We start from the raw sequence: 20,382 nt of genomic DNA on the forward strand, positions 1-20,382 counted from the left end.
CGCGTGACACGATCGGAGCCACCATCATGACCGCGACCACCCCGGAGCGCCCCGTTGCGACGCGCCCGGTTGCGCCGTCGCCCCGGAAGAGGCCGACACTCACCGGCCGGCCGGGGCTCGGGATGCTGTTCGTCACCCCGCTGGCGGTGATCGTCATCGTCCTGTTCCTCATCCCCCTGGGCGTCCTGATCTTCATGTCGTTCCAGAACTGGCCGCTGCTGGGCGGCCCGACCCCCGACGGCATCGCCAATTACCAGGCCATCCCGGACAACACACTGTTCACCGGGGCGATCGCCTTCACTCTCATCTACACCGTGCTGGCCACGATCGTCATCTTCGGTGTCTCCTTCGTGCTCGTCGCCGTGTCCAACTCACGACGCAAGGGAGCGAAGTTCTATCGCACGGCCTTCTTCCTGCCCTACGTGGTCGGCACGGCCTCCGCCGCGCTGATCTGGTTCGCAGCTGTCAACGACCAGAACGGGATCGCGAACACGGTGCTGCAGGCGCTCGGCTTCGGCAAAGGCCCCTGGGGCTTTCTCGACACCCCCGGGCAGGCGCTGTTCACCACCCTGACGCTGGTGGTGTGGAAGTTCATCGGCTTCCAGGTCATCGTGCTGCTGGTCGGGCTGCAGGCGGTGCCGGGCGAGCTGTACGAGGCGGCGAGGATGGACGGCGCGTCGACCATGCAGCGGCTGCGCTACATCACGCTGCCCTACCTGCGTCCGACATTGGCGCTGTTGCTCATCCTCTCGATCACCGGCTCGCTGCTCGCATTCGACCAGTTCCAGGTGCTGACCCACGGCGGCCCCGACAACAGCACGATCACTCTCGTGATGGCGATCTACAACACGGCGTTCGCGAAGTTCGACCTCGGCAAGGCGGCCGCCCTCTCGATCGTGCTGCTGATCGCCCTGGTCGTCCTCAACGGCATCCAGCTGATGTTCCTGCGCGCGAAGGAGGAGAAGTGAGCACCAGCGTCCGGCCCGTGCAGACGATGCGCCGGCCCGTCCCCCGCTCGCGGCGCGCACGCCGTGCCGTCGCCGGCACGTCATACCACCTGTTCAGCGGGATCCTCGCCGCGTCGTTCCTCCTGCCCATTCTCTGGGCGACGCTGAACTCGTTCAAGACGTCGGCAGAGGCGAACGCTGCGACACCGACCTGGTTCCCGCACAGCCTGTCGCTGGAGAACTACGCCAAGCTCGCCTCATACGGCGACGGCATCGGCGTCTACCTGTGGAACAGTCTGTTCCTCTCCGTCCTCGTCGTCATCGGCACCCTCATCGTGACGGTGCTCGCCGGCTACGGATTCGCCCGCTTCCGCTTCCGCGGCAGGTCGCTGCTGTTCGGCACCACCCTGCTCATCCTGATGGTGCCGTACGCGACGATCCTCATTCCGCTTTACATCGTCCTCGGCTGGCTGCATCTCACGAACACGGTGATCGGGCTGGCGCTCACCCTCGTGATGTTCCAGATGCCGTTCGGCGTCTTCCTCATGCGGAACAGCTTCGAATCCATTCCGCGCGAACTGGAGGAGGCCGCGCTGGTCGACGGCTGCGGTCCGGTCGGCGCGCTGCGGCACATCTCGTTGCGACTGGTGACGCCGGGGATCGTGACGGTCGCTCTGTTCTCCTTCCTGGCCTCCTGGAACGAGTTCCTCGCCCCGCTCATCTTCCTCAACGACGGATCGCAGTACACGCTCCCGCTCATGCTCGTGGGCCTCAGCACCGGCCAGTACGGAGCCGTGGACTACGGGTCGCTGCAAGCAGGCGTCGTCATCACCATCGTCCCGGTGCTGCTGCTCTATCTGGCCTTGCAGCGCTACTACGTCTCCGGACTCGTGAACGGAGCCCTGCGCGGATGACCATCCAGCACCCACCTCGAACACTCTCTGCCCGTCCCACGCCAACCCCCGACAAAGGAGGTTCCTCTGTGAACACCACTCGCCCCGTCACCCCCGTGCTCCCCTTGGCAACGGAGCGACTCGCATTGCATCCTCTGGGTCTGGACGGAGTCGAGATCCGCAGCGGGGTCTGGGCGGACTGGCAGAAGGACAACCGCGAGATCACCACCCCCCACTCGTTCGGGTGGCTCGAGAACGACGGCACCGTCGACAACCTGCGCCGTCTCGACCCCGCGGCGGCGGGCGTCCCGGAGCGCCGCGGTCCGTGGTTCACCGACTCGGATCTCTACAAGGCGCTCGAAGGCGTCGCCTGGGATCTCGGACGCGCCGAGCCGGCCGAGCTCACTGCGCTCCTGTCGGACATCACCGCGATCATCCGCAACGCCCAGCTTCCTGACGGCTACATCAACTCGTTCGTCCAGGCCGGGCTGGATGTGCGCTGGGACAACCTGGTGAAGAGCCACGAGCTCTACTGCATCGGCCACCTCATCCAGGCCGGCATCGCACACAAGCGCTCGACCGGCGACACCGAGCTCTTCGACGTCGCGGTCAAGGCGGCCGACGTCGTCGTCGCCGATTTCGGCAACGGCCGGCGAAGCGACACCGACGGCCACGAGGAGATCGAGATGGCGCTGGTCGAGCTGTACCGCGAGACCGGAGACCGCGACTACCTCGATCTCGCCCAGCAGCTCGTCGACGTGCGCGGTCACAGGACTCTGGACACGACGAACTTCGGAGACAGCCCGTACTACCAGGACGCGACCCCCGTTCGCGATGAGACCACCGTCGTGGGACACGCGGTCCGTGCGATCTATCTGCTGGCAGGCGTCGTCGACCTCGCGATCGAGACGGGGGAGGACGCCCTCCTGCAGGCGGCGATCACCCAGTGGGAGTCGATGACGGCGACGAAGACCTACCTGAACGGCGCGGTCGGATCCCGCTTCATCGGCGAGGCGTTCGGCGACTCGTACGAGCTGCCGCCCGACCTCGCCTACGGCGAGACCTGCGCGACCATCGGCAACATCATGGTCAGCTGGCGTCTGCTCCTGCTCACCGGGGAGTCGCGGTTCGCCGATGCCATCGAGCGGGCGCTCTACAACCTGTTCGCCGCGTCGACCTCGACCGACCGGACGGGCTTCTTCTACAACAACCCGGCGCAGCGCCGGACGGCCCTCGAGGCCGCCCCGGTCGACACCCGGCCCGACCGCGCGGACGCACCCGGAACACGGCCGGTCTGGTTCGAGTGCGCATGCTGCCCGCCCAACATCATGCGGACGATCGCCTCGCTCGCGGCATACGTGACGACGACGACCGCCGATGCGCTTCAGGTGCACCAGTTCCTTCCCGCCAGCGTTCAGGCCGACCTCTCGGTCGGGTCCGTGCGGGTGCAGATCGACACCCGGTATCCGCTCGACGGCGTCGTCGAGGTGACCGTTCTCGAGGCTCCCGGGGCCGAGTGGGCGCTCGAGTTCCGGGTGCCCGACTGGGCGGGTCACGCGGAGCTGGCGGTGAACGGGCTCCCCGCCGCCAGCCGCACCGACGACCGCGGATATGTGCGGGTGTCGCGGGTGTGGGTGCCCGGTGACACGATCACCTACACGATCCCCGTCGAGGCGCGACTGACCGTCGCGCATCCCGCGGTCGACGCTGTGCGCGGCGCGGTCGCCATCGAGCGGGGGCCGGTGGTCTACGCGTTCGAGAGCGTGGACCAGCAGGCAGGCGTCGACCTCAACCACGTCGAGCTGCTGCGCGACGCAGAGCTCGTCGAGGAGATCCGCGAGGAGTTCCTCGGGCAGCCGTCGGTGCTGGTCTCCGCTCGCGGCCGTGCGCGCCGCGACGCGGACTGGGAGGGCACGGGCTGGAAGCGGCTGGAGGATGCGCCCCCCAGCGACGGCGACGAGGTCGAGCTTCGCGCGATCCCCTACGCGCTCTGGGCCAATCGCGGCCCGTCCGTCATGCGCATCTTCGTGCCGCTGGAAGGATCCGCGGCATGACCGCACCTCGTCTGCACCCCCGGCCCCAGCTGTCGCGTGAGGAGTGGACCGACCTGGACGGCGAGTGGGAGCTCCGCTTCGACGACGACGATCGCGGCCTGCTCCAGGGCTGGTGGCGCCCCGGCGCCGAATTCGACCGGACGATCACGGTGCCGTTCCCGCCCGAATCGCCGCTCTCGGGCATCCAGGAGGACGGGCACGCCACGGTCTGGTACCGCCGCCATGCGGCGCTGCCCGCGCCCGATGATGGGCGGGTCCTCCTCCATTTCGAAGCCGTCGACTATCGGGCCGATGTGTGGGTCAACGGCGTTCACGTCGCCTCCCACGAGGGAGGGCACGTGGGCTTCCATGCCGATGTCACCCACGCCTTGTGCGACGCCGACCTCCAGACGATCGTCGTCCGCGCCTTCGACGACCCCCGCAGCCTGGAGCAGCCGCGGGGCAAACAGGACTGGGAGGACGAGCCGCACGTCATCTGGTATGGCCGCACGACCGGCATCTGGCGCCAAGTGTGGGCGGAGGCAGTACCGGCAGCGCACATCTCGGCCCTCCGCTGGTCGCCCGGCACCCGCATCGGCGACATCGGTATGAAGGCCGAGATATCCGGAGCAGTCGACGGTCTGAGCATCGAAGCACGCTTCTCGTTCGAGGGCGTCGAGCTCGCCCGGTCGCTGCACACGGTGACGGCGGGCGACGTGGAGGCCGTCGTGACCGTGCGCGACCCCCGGCTGGACACCGAACCGGAACGGCTGCTCTGGAGCCCGGAGACGCCCAACCTGATCGACGTCTCGATTCGGCTGCTGCGCGACGGGGCGACGGTGGACGAGCTCCGGTCGTATGTCGGCCTCCGCACCGTCGGGGTAGAGGGTGAGCGCGTGGCGCTCAATGGCCGGCCGTACTTCCTCCGCCTGGTGCTGGAGCAGGCGTACTGGCCGCAGTCCCATCTGGCGGCGCCGGACGACGACGCCCTCCGGCAGGAGGTGGAGGCTGCGAAGCGGCTCGGTTTCAACGGCATCCGCCTGCATCAGACCACAGCGGATCCCCGGTTCCTCTACTGGTGCGACCGGCTCGGACTGCTCGTGTGGGCCGACGCGCCGGCCGCCTACCGGTTCTCCCACCGGGCGCTCGCACGGACGACCAGGGAGTGGCTGGAGCTCGTCGACAGGGACGCGGGTCATCCCTCGGTCATCGCGTGGGTGGCCTTCAACGAGAGCTGGGGGGTGCCCGCGCTCGCCGTCGACCTGGCGCAGCGGCACGCTGTGCGGGGGCTCGTCGGACTGCTGAAGGCGCTCGACCCGTCCCGGCTCGTCATCGGGAACGACGGGTGGGAGTACGTGTCCGGCGATGTCATCGGCGTCCACGACTACACCCAGCACGGGACCGACCTGTTGGCGCGCTACGGAACCCGCGACGCCGTCGAGCACACGCTGGAGAAGGAACGCCCGGGAGGCCGTCTGCTCTTGGTGGGAGAACCGGGCGTCGTGCGCGAAGCCTCCGCCGGTCCCGTCGTCCTCTCCGAATTCGGCGGGGTGGGCTTCACGCGAGGCCCGCAGGGGTGGAACGGGTACGGCACCGTGAACGACGAAGCCGCGTTCCTGAGCCGGCTGCGCGAGCTCGTCGGCGCCGCGTCGGCCGGAGCCCTGGCCGGGTTCTGCTACACGCAGCTGACCGACACCCTCCAAGAGCGCAACGGGCTCCTCGACGAGCACCGCCGGCCCAAAGCCGACGCGGACGCGCTGCGCGGTGCGCTGAGCGGGTGAGCGGCCCGGGGCCCTGAGGCGCCGAAGACGGCCACGCGCACGCGAGCGCGCCGGACGTCCGATCAGTGCAGTGCGGAGTCGCGCGGTCCGACCCGCCAGTTCGTGAACTCGGCGATGAATCCCGCGCGCTCCGGGGCGCACAGGTAGGGCCCGGCGAAGACGGCGCTCTGCTGGTCGGGAGACCAGGGCGCGAGCCGAATGAGCTCGAATTCCTCGCCTTCCGACTTGGCGCGGACGGAGAGGGCGCCCTCGGCCCAGCTCGCGCGGATCGTCACCTGGCTGCCGTGCCACCGGGGTACGGGCGCCGTCGACCAGTCGGAGAAGACGTCGGTGACGACGGTCGAGAGGCGGAGGACTCCGTCCGCGAATTCGGTGCCGGCCTTGACCCAGTGGTTCTCGTCGACACGGACGATCACCCCGGCCTGGTCGAACTGCTCCGACATGTCAGCGACGAACTGCACTTCCACCGCCGTGTCGATCTCGAAGGGCTGAAGCAAGCCGTGCTCCGAGTCCCTCTCGAACCCGTAGGACGTCTTCTGCCATGCGTCACTGCCGTGGACCGCTTCGACGCGGAGCCCTCCAGAGGCAGTTGGGGTTGCTGAGAAAGGCGCGTTGCGCCAGTTTCCTCGGCTCCACGGGACGCTCTTCATCGCAGCGTCGGGCGTGTTGCCGTCTGTCATGAGGGCGTCCTTCGATTCTCCGCAGCGACGGCGGCCTTCTCCGCTCCGCTCTACGCTGTGATCGCAGGAGCATACAGCGTCTTCCCTTTCCTGGCGCGTCGACTGCTCGGTTACCGCTGGGCCGCCACTGTCGTGGGCTGCCTCGCCGGGGTGCTGTCCGCCCCGATCAGCCCGATCGGCCTGCTCATCGTCGTGCCGTTCGTGGCGGCCGGCGCCGCATACGACGCCGTCGTCTGGGCGATCACGAGCCTCCGGTCCCGCATCAGCTGAATGCGGAACGTCGGCGTCATGGAGGCCGGCGCCGCGTCCGGGGGTCCGGTCAGCCCGCGTAGCGGCGCACTCGTCCCTGCACCTCGAACCCGAGCCGACGATAGATCCCGGAACCGTCGGGAGATGCGGTGAGGACCGCCGTCGTGCACCCCCGCGCTCGGCCGAGCTCCATGACGGCTCGGGTGACGGCCGTGCCGAGCCCGCGACCGCGCTGCTCCGGGAGCGTGACCACGTGCTCCACCGCGAGCGCATCCCTGTGGAGGACGGCGGCGGCGCACGCTACCGGCTCATCCTGCACGCGCACTACCAGGTGGTACACCGGCCGCGCCGGCCCGAGCCCGGTCGAGGCCAGGGCGTCGGTCAGTGGTCCGGGAGCATTGGTGCCCGTCCACACGCGAACCCAGTCGCCGAGCGCCTCACGGTCCTCGGCGACCTGGATGCGGCCATCGGCCGGAAAGCCGGGTGCCGAGGGCAGGGGCGTGCGGAGGTCGCACAGCATCAGCGGCTCCTCCTCGACGAACCCGAGCCCGCGGGAGGCCAGGATCTCGTCCACGGCGAAGCGCGGTTCTCCCGGCCAGCTGTGCCAAAGCGCGGGGGTTTCGGCCATCGCGGCGAGCGACTCGTCGACGCGGTCGGGCGTCACCCGCAGCACGCCATTCAACTCTTCGTGGGGCGCGCCCGTGCGGAACCAGGTCAGACCGGGATCGGAATGCGAGGCCTGCGCGCGCACCAGGTGCGTGCGCAGGTACAGCTCCACGGCGGCCTCGGGAATCACTCTCCCGAGCATGCCAGAAGCGTCCAGCCAGTCACATTGCATGAGCACGTAGCGGTAGGCCGGGTGGGGCAGGCTTTCATCGATCAGCTGCTGGCGTCGGCTCTATGCCGGATCGCTGAGAGAGCGACCCCGCGGGTTCGGTCAGATCGTGGTCGCAGCAAGCTCGGGCGACGTGCGGTCGCGCCGGAACAGGTCGACGGAGACGGCGGCGGCAAGGAGGACTTGGACGCCGACCGTCACCCAGAAGAGCACGGTACCCGAGGTCAGGACGCCGGTGTACGCGATGGAAACGTCCGTGAATCCGTGGAAGAGCGCAGCGAGCAGGACGCTGCCACGCGCGTGATTGAACAGCCACCCGATCAGCACCGACGTCGCCACGGTGGAGAGCACGAAACCCGCGAACGGGATGCGCGACTGGAAGCTGTCGTCGATGAAGAACAGCGGCAGGTGCCAGAGGGCCCACAGGATGCCCAGGAGGAGCGAGGCGGTGAGCGGGTCGAACCGGCGCTGCAGCCGGGGGAGGGCGTATCCCCGCCACGCGGTCTCCTCGGTGATCAGCCACTCCCAGCAGTTGAGCAGAAGCGCGCCCACGAGCGCGCCCGCCGGGATCAGGGCACCGATCGCAGCCGGGGTGGAGAGCAGGAATCCGATGCCCGCAGCCGCTGCTGCGATGAAGATGGGCAGCCCGATCGCGACCACGTACCAGAGCGGGTGCACTCTGACGCGGATCAGGCGGAGGAGTAGATCTTTGACTGCCGGCCATCCACCGGTCAGCGCTGCAGTGCCGTAGGTGGCGAGGGGAAGGCCGATCCAGAATCCGAGCGATTCGGGGACGTGCCAACCGATCAGGCCGGCCTGCTGGGCGAGGGTGGTGCCCCAGATCAGCCAGGGGAGTGCGAATGCCGCGATGAAGAACACGATCAGGGGGTGGCGTTTCATGTGTCTCCTCCGTTCTCCTGCCGCGGACCCCCACGGTTCGAGAGAGCGCACCATGTGAGGTCTCTCAGGAGGAGTTATAGCAGAACATTCGCCGCTCAACTATGACGGTGCTGTTGGGGCTGTCAAACAGACCGACATGCGACGCCGCGACTCGGCGATCACCCGTCGTGACCGCTCCCGCGGTTCGTACTCGACGAGCGGGACGGCAGACAGGCGACGCGCCTCTATGCACCCGCCTCGGATCTCCGGGTGGATGTCAAGAGGACCTCGACGCTCCGTGCGTCCTCACCGGAAGCGGCCGTCGACGGCATTGACGCGCGACTCGGCGAGCTCGAACCTCGCCGCACCCGAGTCAGCCCGTGCCGGTCGGCGGTGCCGATTCATTTTGACAGGTATTTTCTTGCGTCAACCTTGTGCAAGCAAGAAATTTGCTGCTATGGTCTCAGTGGCCCGAAAGGGATTACCACAAGTCGGCGAAGCCGCCGCCCTCACTGGAGAGGTTCACCCGTTATGACCGCACTTCACCGCCGCCGCCGCGGCTCCGTCATCCGCACGCTCGCTGTCTGCGTCGTCGCGCTCCTGAGCGCCGGTCTGGCCGCCTGCAGCTCCACGTCTGCCGGAAACGACAAGCCGCTCGTCGGCCTGATCACCAAGACCGAGGACCCGTACTACGTCAGCATGCGAAAAGGAGCGCAGGAGGAGGCCGACAAGCTCGGTTTCAGGCTCCAGTCGCTCGCGGGCAAGGATCAGAGCGACAACGACGCTCAGGTCCAGGCCATCGAGAATCTCGTCGCCTCGGGCGCCGTCGGCATCCTGATCACGCCGTCCGACTCGGAGGGCATCCTGCCGGCCATCAAGAAGGCGCGAGACGCCGGGGTCTGGGTCGCAGTGCTCGACTCGCCGACCAACCCGACGAGCGCAGCCGACGCGACATTCGCGACGGACAACACCAAGGCCGGTCAACTGATCGGAGAGTGGGCCAAATCCGCGTTCACGGGTAAGGACCCGCACATCGCGATGCTCGACCTCGCACCCTCGCAGCCGGCGGTTGACGTGCAGCGCGATCAAGGCTTCCTCAAGGGATTCGGCATCGCACTCGGCGACCCGAACAAGATCGGCGACGAGAAGTCGCCCGAAGTCGTCGGTCACGAGGTGACCAACGCCAACGAAGAGGGCGGCCGGACCGCGATGGAGAAGCTCCTGCAGAAGGACCCCTCGATCAACCTCGTCTACACCATCAACGAACCGGCGGCCGCGGGTGCCTACCAGTCCATCAAAGACGCCGGCCGCGCAGGCGCCATCACCGTGGTCTCGATCGACGGCGGGTGCACGGGAGTCAAGAACGTCCAGCAGGGCCTCATCCAGGCAACCAGCATGCAGTTCCCCAAGAAGATGGCGACCGAGGCGCTCCAGGCGCTCAAGGCCCACCTCGACGGCGGCAAGAAGGTCCCGACCAGCGCAGGACTCGACTACACGGACACCGGCGTACAGCTGATCACCGACACCCCGATGCCCGGCATCCCCTCGCGAGACTCCGCCTGGGGCCTCCAGAACTGCTGGGGCTGATCCGATGACCCGCCTCGCCCCGCCCTCGGCCGCCGAGCCGGGAACAGACCGACGTGTCGGCCAGCGACTCGACGGACCGGTCCGGCTCAGCATGCTGCAGCGACTCCAGCGCGCGATGCACTCCCACCCGCTACTCGGCCCGGTCGTCGTGCTCGCCCTATCCTGCCTGGTCTTCTCGATCTGGGTCGGTCCGAAGTTCTTCGGTCCGCGCAACATCTCGCTGCTACTGCAGCAGGTGCAGATCATCGGGATGATCGGCATCGCGCAGACGTTGGTGATCCTGACCGGCGGTATCGACCTCTCCGTGGCCGCCATCATGGTGCTCACCTCGGTGGTCGCCGGGACCCTGGCCTTCCAGGCCGGCCTGCCGGCCGTCGTCGCCCTCCTGATCGCCCTGCTGTGCGGAGCACTGTGCGGAGGACTGAACGGCTTCCTGGTCACTCGGCTGCGCATCCCGCCCTTCATCGCAACCCTCGGCACGCTCAGCATCTTCACCGCGCTGAACCTGCAGATCTCCGGGAGCCAGACGATTCAGAGCGCCAACGTGCCCGACCTGCTCCTGTGGCCGGGCGACACCTTCCAAGTGCTCGGAACCCCGGTCACCTACGGCTCGCTGCTCACGATCGCCGGATTCGTGGTCGCGGCGTTCGTCCTGAGGCGCACCGCTTTCGGGGAGCACGTCTACGCGGTCGGCGACAACCCCGAGGGCGCCAGGCTCTCCGGGATCCACACCAAGCGCGTGCTGATGGCGGTGTACCTCGCCGCCGGTGTGATCTGCGCCATCGGCGGGTGGCTGCTCATCGGCCGGGTGGGCTCGATCAGCCCGTTCTCCGGGACGGACGTCAACCTCACGAGCATCACGGCGGTGGTCATCGGCGGCACGAGCCTCTTCGGCGGCCGGGGCAGCGTGACGGGGACGCTCCTTGGCGCGCTCATCGTCGGAGTCTTCAGCAACGGGCTGACCCTCGCGGGCGTCGACGTGCTGTGGCAGGTGTTCACCACGGGTGTTCTCGTGATCCTCGCCGTCGCCGTGGACCAGTGGACCAGGAGGATCGCCGGATGAACGTCAGGACCGATGAGGAGAGGACGAACATGGAGTCCGCGGTCACACCGCTCGAGCCGGTGCTCAGGGCACGTGGACTCACCAAGCGCTATGGACACGTCAGCGCGCTGACCGGTGCCGACCTCACGCTGTATCCCGGCGAGGTGCTCGCCGTGATCGGCGACAACGGAGCAGGCAAGTCCACCCTGATCAAGTGCCTCTCCGGTGCGATCACACCCGACGACGGCGCGATCGAGATCGACGGCGTGCCCACCCGGCTGAAGACGCCACTGGACGCCCGGTTGAACGGCATCGAGACCGTGCACCAGCACCTCGCCATCGCACCCGGCCGGGACATCGCCGCCAACCTGTTTCTCGGACGCGAACTGCGCAAACCCGGGTTCCTCGGGCGCGGGCTCCGAATACTCGACCGCAAGGCGATGCGGGAGCGGTCGGCCGCGTTGCTCGACGAGTTGGGGCTGCTCACCATCCAGAACCTGGGTCAAGCGCTCGAGACGCTCTCCGGCGGCCAGCGGCAGGGCGTCGCGGTCGCCCGCGCCGCCGCCTTCGGAAGCAAGGTCGTCATCATGGACGAACCGACCGCGGCGCTCGGCGTCAAGGAGTCGGGCCGCGTTCTCGACCTGATCAAGCAGTTGCGCGACCGTGGCCTCCCGATCATCCTGATCAGCCACGACATGCCGCACGTGTTCGAGGTCGCCGACCGCATCCACGTGCAGCGACTCGGTCGCCGCATCGCCTGTGTGCAGACCGCCGAGGTGTCGATGACGGACGCCGTCTCGTTGATGACCGGCGCCCTGACGCCGGGAGACGACCACGACCCGGAGACGGCGCCGGTGCGCCTGACGGGGGCGGCCCGATGAACGTCGTCCGCGTCGACGCGACGGGTGCGAGCCCCTATCCGCTGACCAGTCCGCCTTCCGCACTGCCAGGGCTCCGCCTCTGGTGGCTCGGCCAGGCCGGATTCGCCCTCGAAGCGGCAGGTGTGCGGATCCTGATCGACCCCTACCTCTCCGACAGCTTGGCCGCCAAGTATCGGGGCGCGTTCTTCCCGCACAAGCGGATGCACCCGGTGCCGATCGATCCCACTGCCATCCGGGGCGTCTCCGCGGTGCTGCACACGCACGCGCACACCGATCACCTGGACCCGTGGACGGTGCGCGACCTACTGGTGCGCAACAGCCCCTCTTTCGTCGCACCGGAGGCGCGGCGCATCGTCGCGATCGAGCGCGGCGTGCCCGAAGACAGTCTGATCGGCGCGGTCGCCGGGGATGCGATCGACCTGCCGGGGGTGGCGATCCAGGTCGTCCCGGCCGCCCATGAGACGCGCGAACGGGACGAAGCGGGGAGGGACGCCTTCCTCGGCTACGTGCTGGAGCTCGGCGGCGTCCGGTTGTACCACTCGGGGGATTGCGTGCCCTACGAAGGCCAGGCCGAGCTGCTCAGGGAGCTGAACGTCGACCTCGCGTTGCTGCCGGTGAACGGCCGCGACGCGCACCGAACGGAGAACGGCGTGCCGGGCAACTTCACCGTCGAGGAGGCCGTGGCTCTGTGCGACGCCGCCGGGATCCCCGCGCTCGTCGGCCACCACATCGGGCTCTTCGACTTCAACACCGTCGGTGTCGACGAGGCCGAGCAACGTCTCGCCCGCGCGGGGGGGAGCGTCCGATGGATGCTCCCACAGCTCGGGGCGGGCTACTCGGTCAAGGCGACCGATCGGGAGGAGAGCGATGTCCATGCGTGACGCACTCGAGCTGCTGCTGAAACACCGGGTCATCCCGGTCGTCGAGATCGCAGACTCGGCGGACGCCGCAGGACTCGCGGCGGCGCTTGCGGACGGCGGCCTGCCCGTCGTCGAGGTGACCTTGCGCACCAGCGCCGCTGTGGACGCGATCGCCCGCATCCGCGCCGCCGTGCCGGAGATGGCGATCGGCGCAGGGACGGTGCTGGACGCCGCCGCCGCAGAAGCGGCAGCCGGCGCCGGCGCCGACTTCCTCGTCGCGCCGGGATACTCGCCCGCTGTCGGGCGCAGAGCGGCCGAGCTCGGCATCCCCCTCATCCCGGGCGCGGCGACCGCCAGCGAGGTCGAGAACACTCGCGCCGACGGGTTCCGCACCCTCAAGTTCTTCCCGGCGGTACCCGCCGGAGGCATCCCCCTGCTGACCGCACTCACAGCGCCGTACCGCGACGTGCGGTTCATGCCGACGGGCGGGATCCGTCAGGAGACGCTCGCCGACTGGCTCGCCGTTCCCGCGGTCGCCGCCTGCGGCGGAACCTGGATCGCGCCAGCCGAGCTCATCGAGCGTGGCGACTGGGACGCGATCCGCACCCGGGCCACCGACGCAGTGCGCGCCGCAGCCCCGCAGACCACTCACGAGTAAGGAATGGACATGACATACGCAGAGACCTACCTCCCCAGCGCGGGCACCGCGCTCGCCGGGAAGGTCGCCATCGTCACCGGTGCGGCGAGCGGCATCGGCGAGGCCGTCGCCCGCATCTTCGCCGCCAACGAGGCCAAGGTCACCCTGGTCGACTTCGACGCACCGCGCCTGGAATGGGTCGCGGACAGCATCCGCTCGCGCGGAGGCGAGGTGCACGCCGTCGTCGCCGACGTCACCGACGAGGCGGCGGTGATCGACTTCTTCTCGTGGACCCGCGCGAACTGGGGATCCGTCGACATCGTCGTCAACAGCGCCGGCCGCGACTCTCTCGCCCCGCCGGTCACAGAGGTGACCCTGGAGGAGTGGACGAAGACCATGGAGCCGAACCTGACCGCCGTGTTCCTGTCCTGCCGCGAGGCGTTCCGGATCATGGAGACGCAGGCGTCCGGCGGACGCATCATCAACATGGGTTCGTCGTCGGCGCGCCTCGCCAGCGGGCCCGGCCACAGCCCGTACCGGGCCTCGAAGCACGGCCTCATGGGCTTCAGCAAGAACATCCTGCTGGAGGGCAAGGACAAGCGCATCGGCGTGACGGTCATCAACCCGTCGCATGTGAAGACCCCGATGACCGAGATCATCGACAAGGGCCTCTACGACGGCGACGTGCCGGCGTACCTCGACGGCTGGCTCGACCAGAAGGAGCTGGAGGAGGGCATCCACGCCTCCTGCATCGACGTCGACAACGTCGCCGAGATCACCCTGTTCGTCGCCACCCGGACGCCGGACGTGACCATCCCGACCATCGCGATGTACCCGACGCACAAGGCGCACCGCTACGGTATGGAGGTCTGAGGGATGCAGGCTGTCGTCCTGGAGGCGCCGAACACGCTCGTCCATCGCGACGTGCCGCCCCCTGCGCGCGTGAGCGACCGCGATGTGCTCCTGCGCGTCGGCGCGGTCGGGGTATGCGGGTCGGACGTGCTGCGGTTCGGGCGCGGCAAGGCATACCACTACCCGCTCATCCTCGGCCACGAGTTCTCCGGCGTCGTCGAAGAGGCGCCGGAGGACAGCTGGTTCTCCGCCGGGGACAGGGTTGCGGTGTTCCCGCTGCTGCCCCGGGCGGAGGACCCGATGTCGCAGATCGGCGAGTACGCGCTGGGCGACGGCTACGACTACTTCGGCTCGCGCAGGGACGGCGGGCTGGAGGAGTTGCTCTGGGTGCCAGAGCGCAACCTGTTCCGTGTTCCGGACGGCACGCCGCTCACCCACGCGGCGATGGTCGAGCCGGCGGCCGTCGCCCTGCACGCGATGCTCAAGCCGGAGATCCCCGCCGCCGCGACAGCCCTGGTGATCGGCGCCGGCCCCATCGGGGCGCTCGCCGCCCAGTGGTTGCGGATCCTCGGCTGCAGCCGGGTCGTCGTCGCCGACGTCGATCCGCGCAAGCGCGAGATCATGGCCGAGCTCGGGTTCGAGACCATCGACGCGGCGGGCGGCGCTACGGTCGCGGAGATCCGCGAGCGGACAGGGGGCCGCGGACCGGACATCGCGGTGGAGGCGACCGGCGTGCCCGCCGCGCTCGTGCAGTGCATCGAGGCAGCAGCCGCGCTCGGACAGGTCGTCCTGCTGGGCGACCTGTCCGGAGACCTCCAGCTGCCGCAGCCGTTGGTGTCGTCGATGCTCCGGCGCGAGCTGCGCCTCTACGGCACCTGGAACGCCAAAGTCGCGCCGCTGGGCCACAGCGAGTGGGACATGGTGATCGCCCACCTCGGACGCGACCTCAGGGTGGACGAGCTGATCAGCCACGTGCGCCCATTGGAGGCCGCGCCCTACACCTTCCAGCAGCTGCTCGACCGCGAGATCTGGTACAACAAGGTGCTCTTCCAGCTCGCCGACGAGGCGGCAGGGGAGGTGCGCGAGCCGTGAAGGGCGCGCGCTTCCACTCCCCGGGGACCGTGACCGTCGACGAGCTGCCGGAACCCGTCGCCGGGCCGGGCGAGCTCGTCGTCCGGGTGCGCGCGGCCTCCATCTGCGGCACCGACCGGCGCATAGCGGCCAACGGGCACTTCAAGCTGCCGGACGGGACGCCTCGCGTGCTCGGCCACGAGTTCGCCGGCGACGTCGTCGAGGTCGGTGCGGGCGTCACCCGCTTCTCGGTCGGCGACCGCGTCAGCGTCACCCCCAACGTGGGCTGCGGCCAGTGCGAGAACTGCCGGCTCGGACTCAACCAGATGTGCCCCGACTACGAGGCCTTCGGGATCACCCTCGACGGTGGCCTCGCCGAGTACGTCCGCATCCCCGCCTTCGCGCTGGACCGCGGCAACGTGTTCGCCCTCACGGACGTCGTCTCCTACCGCAGCGCCGCGCTCGCCGAACCGCTGTCGTGCTGCTACTCGGCGGCGCGCAGGCTCGGCATCGGGCCCGACACGACGGTGCTCGTGATGGGCGCGGGGCCGATCGGCGTCCTCCACGTGCAGCTCGCCCGACTGTATGGGGCCAGGAGGGTCATCGTGTCCAACAACCGGCGACCGCGGCTGGATTTCGCCCGGCGGATGGGTGCCGACGTGATCGTGAGCCCGCGCGAGCAGGACCTCGCCGCGGTCGTCCGCGCCGAGACCGGCGGCCGCGGTGTCGACGTCGCGATCACGTGCGCGTCGAGTGCGGACGTGCAGGCCCAGGCCGTCGACCTGCTGGCCACGCACGGGCGCGTCAATTTCTTCGCGGGACTGGGACGGGCCGAACGCGTCCCCATCGACACCAACCGCGTCCACTATCGTGCTCTCACCCTCACCGGGACCACCGGGTCGAGCAACGCCGACTACCTGGCGTCGCTCGCGCTCGTTGCCGACGGACGCGTGGACCTCGAGAGCCTCGTCTCGCGGTCGTTCGCCATCGACGACGCGGTGGAGGCGCTCGCGTACGCCGGGTCGGGTGAGGGCATGAAGGCCATGATCGAGTTCCCTGCCCGATCCTAGAGAGACCCCGAGTTCAACGGAGAACGGAACGACCGATGTCACAACGCTACGTCTTGGCCCTCGATGCCGGGACGACCTCCATCACCGCCATCGTCTTCGACGAGCGCGCCGAGATCGTCGGCGAGGCGAGCCAGGAGTTCACCCAGATCTACCCGCAGCCCGGCTGGGTGGAACACGACGCGACGGAGATCTGGGACACCCAGCTCCTGGTCGCCAAGCGTGCGATCGCCCGCGCCGGCATCGACCCGGGCGACCTCGCCGCCATCGGGGTGACCAACCAGCGCGAGACGACGGTCGTCTGGGACCGTTCGACCGGGGCGCCGATCCACAACGCCATCGTCTGGCAGGACCGTCGGACAGCCGCTGTCTGCGACCGGCTCAAGGCGGACGGCCTCGAGGAGCACGTCAGGGCGACGACGGGACTGGTCGTCGACGCCTACTTCTCCGGCACGAAGATCGCCTGGCTGCTCGACAACGTGGAAGGGGCGCGGGAGCGCGCTGAGGCCGGAGAGCTGTGCTTCGGCACGATCGACAGCTGGCTGATCTGGAACCTTACCGGGGGCGCGGCGCACGTCACCGACTACACGAACGCCTCACGCACCATGCTGTTCGACATCCAGCGGCTCGACTGGGACGATCTGCTGCTCGAGGCGCTGCGCGTGCCCAGGGCGATTCTGCCGGACGTGCGCGAGAGTAGTGCCGTCTACGGAGTGACGGCGCCCGGGGTGTTCCCGGGTGCGAGCGTGCCGGTGGCGGCGTCGGCCGGAGATCAGCAGGCCGCCCTCTTCGGTCAGGCGTGCTTCGAGACCGGGATGGTGAAGGCCACCTACGGCACCGGGGGAAGTCTCGTGATGAACACCGGCTCCACGCCGGTACGCAGCGACATCGGCTTGCTCACGACGATCGCCTGGGGCGTGGACGGCACCATCGTCTACGCGCTCGAGGGGCTCATCTACGTGGCCGCGGCCTCCATCCAGTGGCTTCGCGACGAGCTGAAGATCCTCTACGAGGCGTCGGACAGCGAGCGGGCAGCGCTTCAGGTCGAGGACTCCGGAGGCGTGTACGTCGTCCCGGCCTTCACCGGTCTGGGCGCTCCGTATTGGGACCAGTACGCGCGTGGGGCGATCGTCGGCCTGACGCGAGGATCGGGACGCAAACAGCTGATCCGGGCGACCCTGGAGTCCATCGCCTACCAGTACCGCGACGTGCTCGAGTGCATGGAACAGGACGCCGGGATCACGGTGACGGAACTGCGAGTCGACGGTGGGGCCGTGCGCAACAACTTCCTCATGCAGTTCCAGGCCGACATGGTCGCCCTCCCGGTCCTGCGGCCGACGGTGATCGAGACGACGGCACGCGGGGCCGCGTTCCTCGCCGGCCTCGCCACTCGGGTCTGGGATGACCTCGACGACCTGCGCGACTCGTTCCGGCTCGACCGTCGATTCGAGCCGGCGATGGACGAGGCCACCCGTGAGGACCTCTACGAAGGATGGAAGCGCGCCGTCGAGCGCGCGAGCGATTGGGAGAGACATGACTGACACGAGCAAGGGCGGCCCCCGACTGGAGGCGGCGTCCGAGCCGACGATGTACTTCGTCGGAGTCACCACCGGGCAGTCGTCCATCATGCGGGTGTTCCCCGCGTGGGCGGAGCTGCTCGGCTTGACCGGTGTGATCCGAGGCATCGACCTGCCGCTCGGCGCAGACGCCGAGCAATACCGGCGCGTGGTCTCCTTCCTGAAACACGACCCGCTGTCGCTGGGGGCGCTCGTCACCACGCACAAGCTGGACATCGTCACAGCGGCAGGCGACCTGTTCGACGGCTTCGGGGAGGACGCGCAGATCCTGCATGAGATCAGCAGCATCTCCAAGCGGGACGGCGCACTGCTCGGCGACGCGATGGACCCGTGGACCAGCGGCCTGGCGCTCGAGGCGATCGTGCCGGACGGCCACTGGGCCGGCGGCGGCGATCTGGTGCTGCTGGGTGCCGGCGGCTCGTCCCTCGCCCTCACCCTGTACCTTCATCGGCGCCGGTCGCGAGGCCTCGACGTGCCTGACCGGATCATCGTGACCAACCGGCGAGCTGAGCGGCTCAAGGAGATGCGCCGCATCCACGCTCAACTCGGCTCGGACCTGGCGATCGAGTATGTCCAGGCGTCCGCCCCGACCGTCAACGACGCCGTCGTGTCGTCCGCCGCGGCGCGGTCCGTCGTCGTCAACGCGACCGGGTTGGGCAAGGACCGGCCGGGCTCGCCGCTCACGTCGGACCCGCGCTTCCCCGACGACGCGATCGCCTGGGACTTCAACTACCGAGGCGACCTGGTCTTCCTCGACCAGGCCCGTGCTCAGGGGCGCGGTGTCACGGCGGTGGACGGCTGGGTGTACTTCCTCCACGGCTGGACCCGGGTGATCGCCCAGGTCTTCGACATCGACATCCCCACCCATGGCCCGGTGTTCGACCGGATCTCCGAGGTCGCCAGGTCGGCGACCGCGCCGGTCGCGGCTGCCGCATCGCCCGCATCCCCCGACTCCATCACCCACCCGAAAGGACCCCGCGCATGACCGCGACCACCGTTTCCGCCACCGTCACCGACTTCGACACCCGCACCGGGTTGTCCCGCACCGCCGAGCCGTTGCGCCGGACGCTGTCTGCGATGCGCGGGATGTACGCCGACGAGGCCGCGTTCGAGGCGCAGCTCGCGACCGGCGACATCCTCACCTACGAGTTCTTCGACATGGGCGTGCCGTCCACCTCCGGGGATGTCGCGTACGGGACGAGCATCACCTACCCGGGCACGGTTGGCGACGAGTACTTCATGACCAAGGGCCACTTCCACGCGGTCCTCGACACCGCCGAGATCTACTACTGCCTGAGCGGCGAGGGGTACCTCCTGATGGAGAACCCGGAGGGCGACTGGCAGGCGGCCGAGTTCCGGCCAGGGCAGGCGGTGTACGTGCCGCGCCGGTACGCGCACCGCAGCATCAACACGTCGCCGACCGAGCCGCTCGTCACCTTCTTCGCCTTTCCCGGCCACGCCGGGCACGACTACGGGACCATCGAGACCACCGGTTTCCGCAAGCTCTGCGTCGAGCGGGACGGCGCGCCGGCGTTCGTCGACAACCCGCGTTGGCAGGACTGACCGTGTCGGGGCACGGCACGATCGTCGTCACTCCGCGCTCCCTGTCCGCCGACGGGCATCCTGCCCTCGGGCGGCTGACCGCAGCCGGATACGACCTGGTGTTCCCCAGCCCGGGCCGCGTGCCGAAGCCGGAGGAGTTGCGGGCGGCGCTGCCGAGTGCCGTCGGCTACCTGGCCGGCACCGAGCGCATCGACAGGGCCACGCTCGCCGCGGCTCCGTCGCTGCGGGTGATCGCGCGCAACGGCATCGGCACCGACGGCGTCGACCTGGCCGCCGCCGCGGAAGCGGGCGTGCGCGTCGAGACGGCGGCCGGCGCCAACGCGCAGGGTGTGGCCGAGCTCGCGATCGGGCTGCTGCTCACAGCGGCCCGGCGCATCCCGTGGCATGACCACGCGTTGAAGCTCGACGGCTGGACGCGTTCGATCGGGCTGGAGACCAACGGCCGCACGCTCGGGGTCGTCGGTTGCGGTCAGATCGGCCGGCGGGTCAGTCGTATGGCCCTCGGGCTCGGGATGCGGGTCATCGCGTTCGACGCGTACCCGGACAGTGGGTTCGCTCCCGGAGACGGCTTCGAGTGGGTCGACCTCGACCGGCTGCTCGCCGAATCGGACGCCGTGACACTCCACGCCCCTCCCGCACCGGAGGGTCCGCTGATCGGCGGCAATGAGCTGGCGCGACTGCGCACGGGAGCGATCCTGGTCAACACCGCTCGCGCGTCCCTCGTCGACCTCGACGCGGTGTGGGAGGCCGTCCGCGAGGGGCGGCTGTGGTCGTACGCGACCGACGTCTTCGACACCGAACCGCCCGCACCGCACCCGCTGTATGAGCACGAGCGCGTCATCGTGACGCCGCACCTCGGCGGCTACACTGAGGAAAGCGTCGACCGGGCCGCAGAGGCCGCGGTCGACAACATCATCCGGGTGCTCGATGCCCCTCGTTAGCGCGGAG

At 69.1% G+C, this 20,382-nt stretch carries 20 protein-coding genes; 17 read left to right on the forward strand and 3 right to left on the reverse strand.

The features are described from left to right. Nucleotides 1-26 precede the first annotated feature (26 nt). The 4 genes from Q0Q23_RS01315 to Q0Q23_RS01330 all read left to right on the forward strand — a co-directional run bounded on the left by Q0Q23_RS01315 (nucleotide 27) and on the right by Q0Q23_RS01330 (nucleotide 5,654). The gene (locus tag Q0Q23_RS01315) at nucleotides 27-968 is read left to right on the forward strand and encodes a carbohydrate ABC transporter permease (RefSeq protein ID WP_295118132.1); all 942 of its coding nucleotides are present in this window, start codon (nucleotides 27-29) and stop codon (nucleotides 966-968) included. Continuing rightward, a complete protein-coding gene (locus tag Q0Q23_RS01320) occupies nucleotides 965-1,861 on the forward strand; it encodes a carbohydrate ABC transporter permease (RefSeq protein WP_295118135.1) in 897 nt (298 codons plus the stop codon). The genes Q0Q23_RS01315 and Q0Q23_RS01320 overlap by 4 nt, the downstream gene beginning before the upstream one ends. Before the next feature lie 68 nt (nucleotides 1,862-1,929). Further along, on the forward strand, nucleotides 1,930-3,894 hold the full coding sequence (locus tag Q0Q23_RS01325) for a glycoside hydrolase family 127 protein (protein WP_295118138.1): 1,965 nt from the start codon (nucleotides 1,930-1,932) through the stop codon (nucleotides 3,892-3,894). Continuing rightward, the gene (locus Q0Q23_RS01330; protein ID WP_295118141.1) at nucleotides 3,891-5,654 is read left to right on the forward strand and encodes a glycoside hydrolase family 2 protein; all 1,764 of its coding nucleotides are present in this window, start codon (nucleotides 3,891-3,893) and stop codon (nucleotides 5,652-5,654) included. The genes Q0Q23_RS01325 and Q0Q23_RS01330 overlap by 4 nt, the downstream gene beginning before the upstream one ends. 62 nt (nucleotides 5,655-5,716) lie before the next feature. On the opposite strand, the gene Q0Q23_RS01335 is transcribed toward Q0Q23_RS01330, so the two are convergent. After that, the gene (locus tag Q0Q23_RS01335; protein ID WP_363316227.1) at nucleotides 5,717-6,334 is read right to left on the reverse strand and encodes a DUF1349 domain-containing protein; all 618 of its coding nucleotides are present in this window, start codon (nucleotides 6,332-6,334) and stop codon (nucleotides 5,717-5,719) included. Between the two features lie 57 nt (nucleotides 6,335-6,391). Between Q0Q23_RS01335 and Q0Q23_RS01340 the strand changes: the two genes are divergently transcribed. Next, nucleotides 6,392-6,604: a hypothetical protein gene (locus Q0Q23_RS01340; protein ID WP_295118144.1), complete on the forward strand. Its 213-nt coding sequence runs from the start codon at nucleotides 6,392-6,394 to the stop codon at nucleotides 6,602-6,604. 49 nt (nucleotides 6,605-6,653) lie between these two features. On the opposite strand, the gene Q0Q23_RS01345 is transcribed toward Q0Q23_RS01340, so the two are convergent. Then, complete coding sequence (locus Q0Q23_RS01345) at nucleotides 6,654-7,391, reverse strand: GNAT family N-acetyltransferase (RefSeq protein ID WP_295118147.1); 738 nt, start codon at nucleotides 7,389-7,391, stop codon at nucleotides 6,654-6,656. A gap of 129 nt (nucleotides 7,392-7,520) precedes the next feature. Next, nucleotides 7,521-8,318, reverse strand: a complete 798-nt coding sequence (locus Q0Q23_RS01350; RefSeq protein ID WP_295118149.1) for a CPBP family intramembrane glutamic endopeptidase — start codon at nucleotides 8,316-8,318, stop codon at nucleotides 7,521-7,523. 510 nt (nucleotides 8,319-8,828) lie between these two features. On the opposite strand from Q0Q23_RS01350, the gene Q0Q23_RS01355 reads away from it, so the two are divergent. The 12 genes from Q0Q23_RS01355 to Q0Q23_RS01410 are packed head-to-tail and all read left to right on the forward strand — an operon-like array spanning nucleotide 8,829 to nucleotide 20,375. Next, nucleotides 8,829-9,884, forward strand: a complete 1,056-nt coding sequence (locus Q0Q23_RS01355) for a substrate-binding domain-containing protein (RefSeq protein WP_295118152.1) — start codon at nucleotides 8,829-8,831, stop codon at nucleotides 9,882-9,884. A 4-nt stretch (nucleotides 9,885-9,888) separates the two neighbouring features. Next, nucleotides 9,889-10,947, forward strand: a complete 1,059-nt coding sequence (locus tag Q0Q23_RS01360) for an ABC transporter permease (protein WP_295118155.1) — start codon at nucleotides 9,889-9,891, stop codon at nucleotides 10,945-10,947. Next, nucleotides 10,944-11,807: an ATP-binding cassette domain-containing protein gene (locus tag Q0Q23_RS01365; protein WP_295118158.1), complete on the forward strand. Its 864-nt coding sequence runs from the start codon at nucleotides 10,944-10,946 to the stop codon at nucleotides 11,805-11,807. Before Q0Q23_RS01360 ends, Q0Q23_RS01365 begins: the two co-directional genes overlap by 4 nt. Continuing rightward, entirely contained in the window at nucleotides 11,804-12,688 is an 885-nt protein-coding gene (locus Q0Q23_RS01370) for an MBL fold metallo-hydrolase (protein WP_295118160.1), read from the forward strand. The genes Q0Q23_RS01365 and Q0Q23_RS01370 overlap by 4 nt, the downstream gene beginning before the upstream one ends. After that, nucleotides 12,681-13,325 (forward strand): bifunctional 4-hydroxy-2-oxoglutarate aldolase/2-dehydro-3-deoxy-phosphogluconate aldolase, encoded by a 645-nt coding sequence (eda, locus tag Q0Q23_RS01375; protein ID WP_295118163.1) that lies wholly within the window; start codon nucleotides 12,681-12,683, stop codon nucleotides 13,323-13,325. Before Q0Q23_RS01370 ends, eda begins: the two co-directional genes overlap by 8 nt. Nucleotides 13,326-13,334: 9 nt before the next feature. After that, nucleotides 13,335-14,177 (forward strand): SDR family oxidoreductase, encoded by an 843-nt coding sequence (locus tag Q0Q23_RS01380; protein WP_295118166.1) that lies wholly within the window; start codon nucleotides 13,335-13,337, stop codon nucleotides 14,175-14,177. Between the two features lie 3 nt (nucleotides 14,178-14,180). Next, nucleotides 14,181-15,248 (forward strand): galactitol-1-phosphate 5-dehydrogenase, encoded by a 1,068-nt coding sequence (locus tag Q0Q23_RS01385; protein WP_295118168.1) that lies wholly within the window; start codon nucleotides 14,181-14,183, stop codon nucleotides 15,246-15,248. Further along, complete coding sequence (locus tag Q0Q23_RS01390; protein WP_295118170.1) at nucleotides 15,245-16,297, forward strand: zinc-dependent dehydrogenase; 1,053 nt, start codon at nucleotides 15,245-15,247, stop codon at nucleotides 16,295-16,297. The genes Q0Q23_RS01385 and Q0Q23_RS01390 overlap by 4 nt, the downstream gene beginning before the upstream one ends. 35 nt (nucleotides 16,298-16,332) lie before the next feature. Continuing rightward, complete coding sequence (gene glpK, locus Q0Q23_RS01395) at nucleotides 16,333-17,835, forward strand: glycerol kinase GlpK (RefSeq protein ID WP_295118173.1); 1,503 nt, start codon at nucleotides 16,333-16,335, stop codon at nucleotides 17,833-17,835. Continuing rightward, nucleotides 17,828-18,856, forward strand: coding sequence for a shikimate dehydrogenase (locus Q0Q23_RS01400; protein ID WP_295118176.1), 1,029 nt, complete (start codon nucleotides 17,828-17,830; stop codon nucleotides 18,854-18,856). The genes glpK and Q0Q23_RS01400 overlap by 8 nt, the downstream gene beginning before the upstream one ends. Beyond that, a complete protein-coding gene (locus Q0Q23_RS01405; protein WP_295118179.1) occupies nucleotides 18,853-19,434 on the forward strand; it encodes a glucose-6-phosphate isomerase in 582 nt (193 codons plus the stop codon). The genes Q0Q23_RS01400 and Q0Q23_RS01405 overlap by 4 nt, the downstream gene beginning before the upstream one ends. Further along, nucleotides 19,422-20,375 carry a phosphoglycerate dehydrogenase gene (locus Q0Q23_RS01410; RefSeq protein WP_295118181.1) on the forward strand — a complete coding sequence of 318 codons (954 nt, stop codon included), beginning with the start codon at nucleotides 19,422-19,424 and terminating at the stop codon, nucleotides 20,373-20,375. The genes Q0Q23_RS01405 and Q0Q23_RS01410 overlap by 13 nt, the downstream gene beginning before the upstream one ends. The last annotated feature ends 7 nt before the right edge of the window (nucleotides 20,376-20,382 follow it).

The sequence above is a fragment of the uncultured Leifsonia sp. genome (assembly GCF_945957465.1).
Taxonomy (GTDB): domain Bacteria; phylum Actinomycetota; class Actinomycetes; order Actinomycetales; family Microbacteriaceae; genus Leifsonia.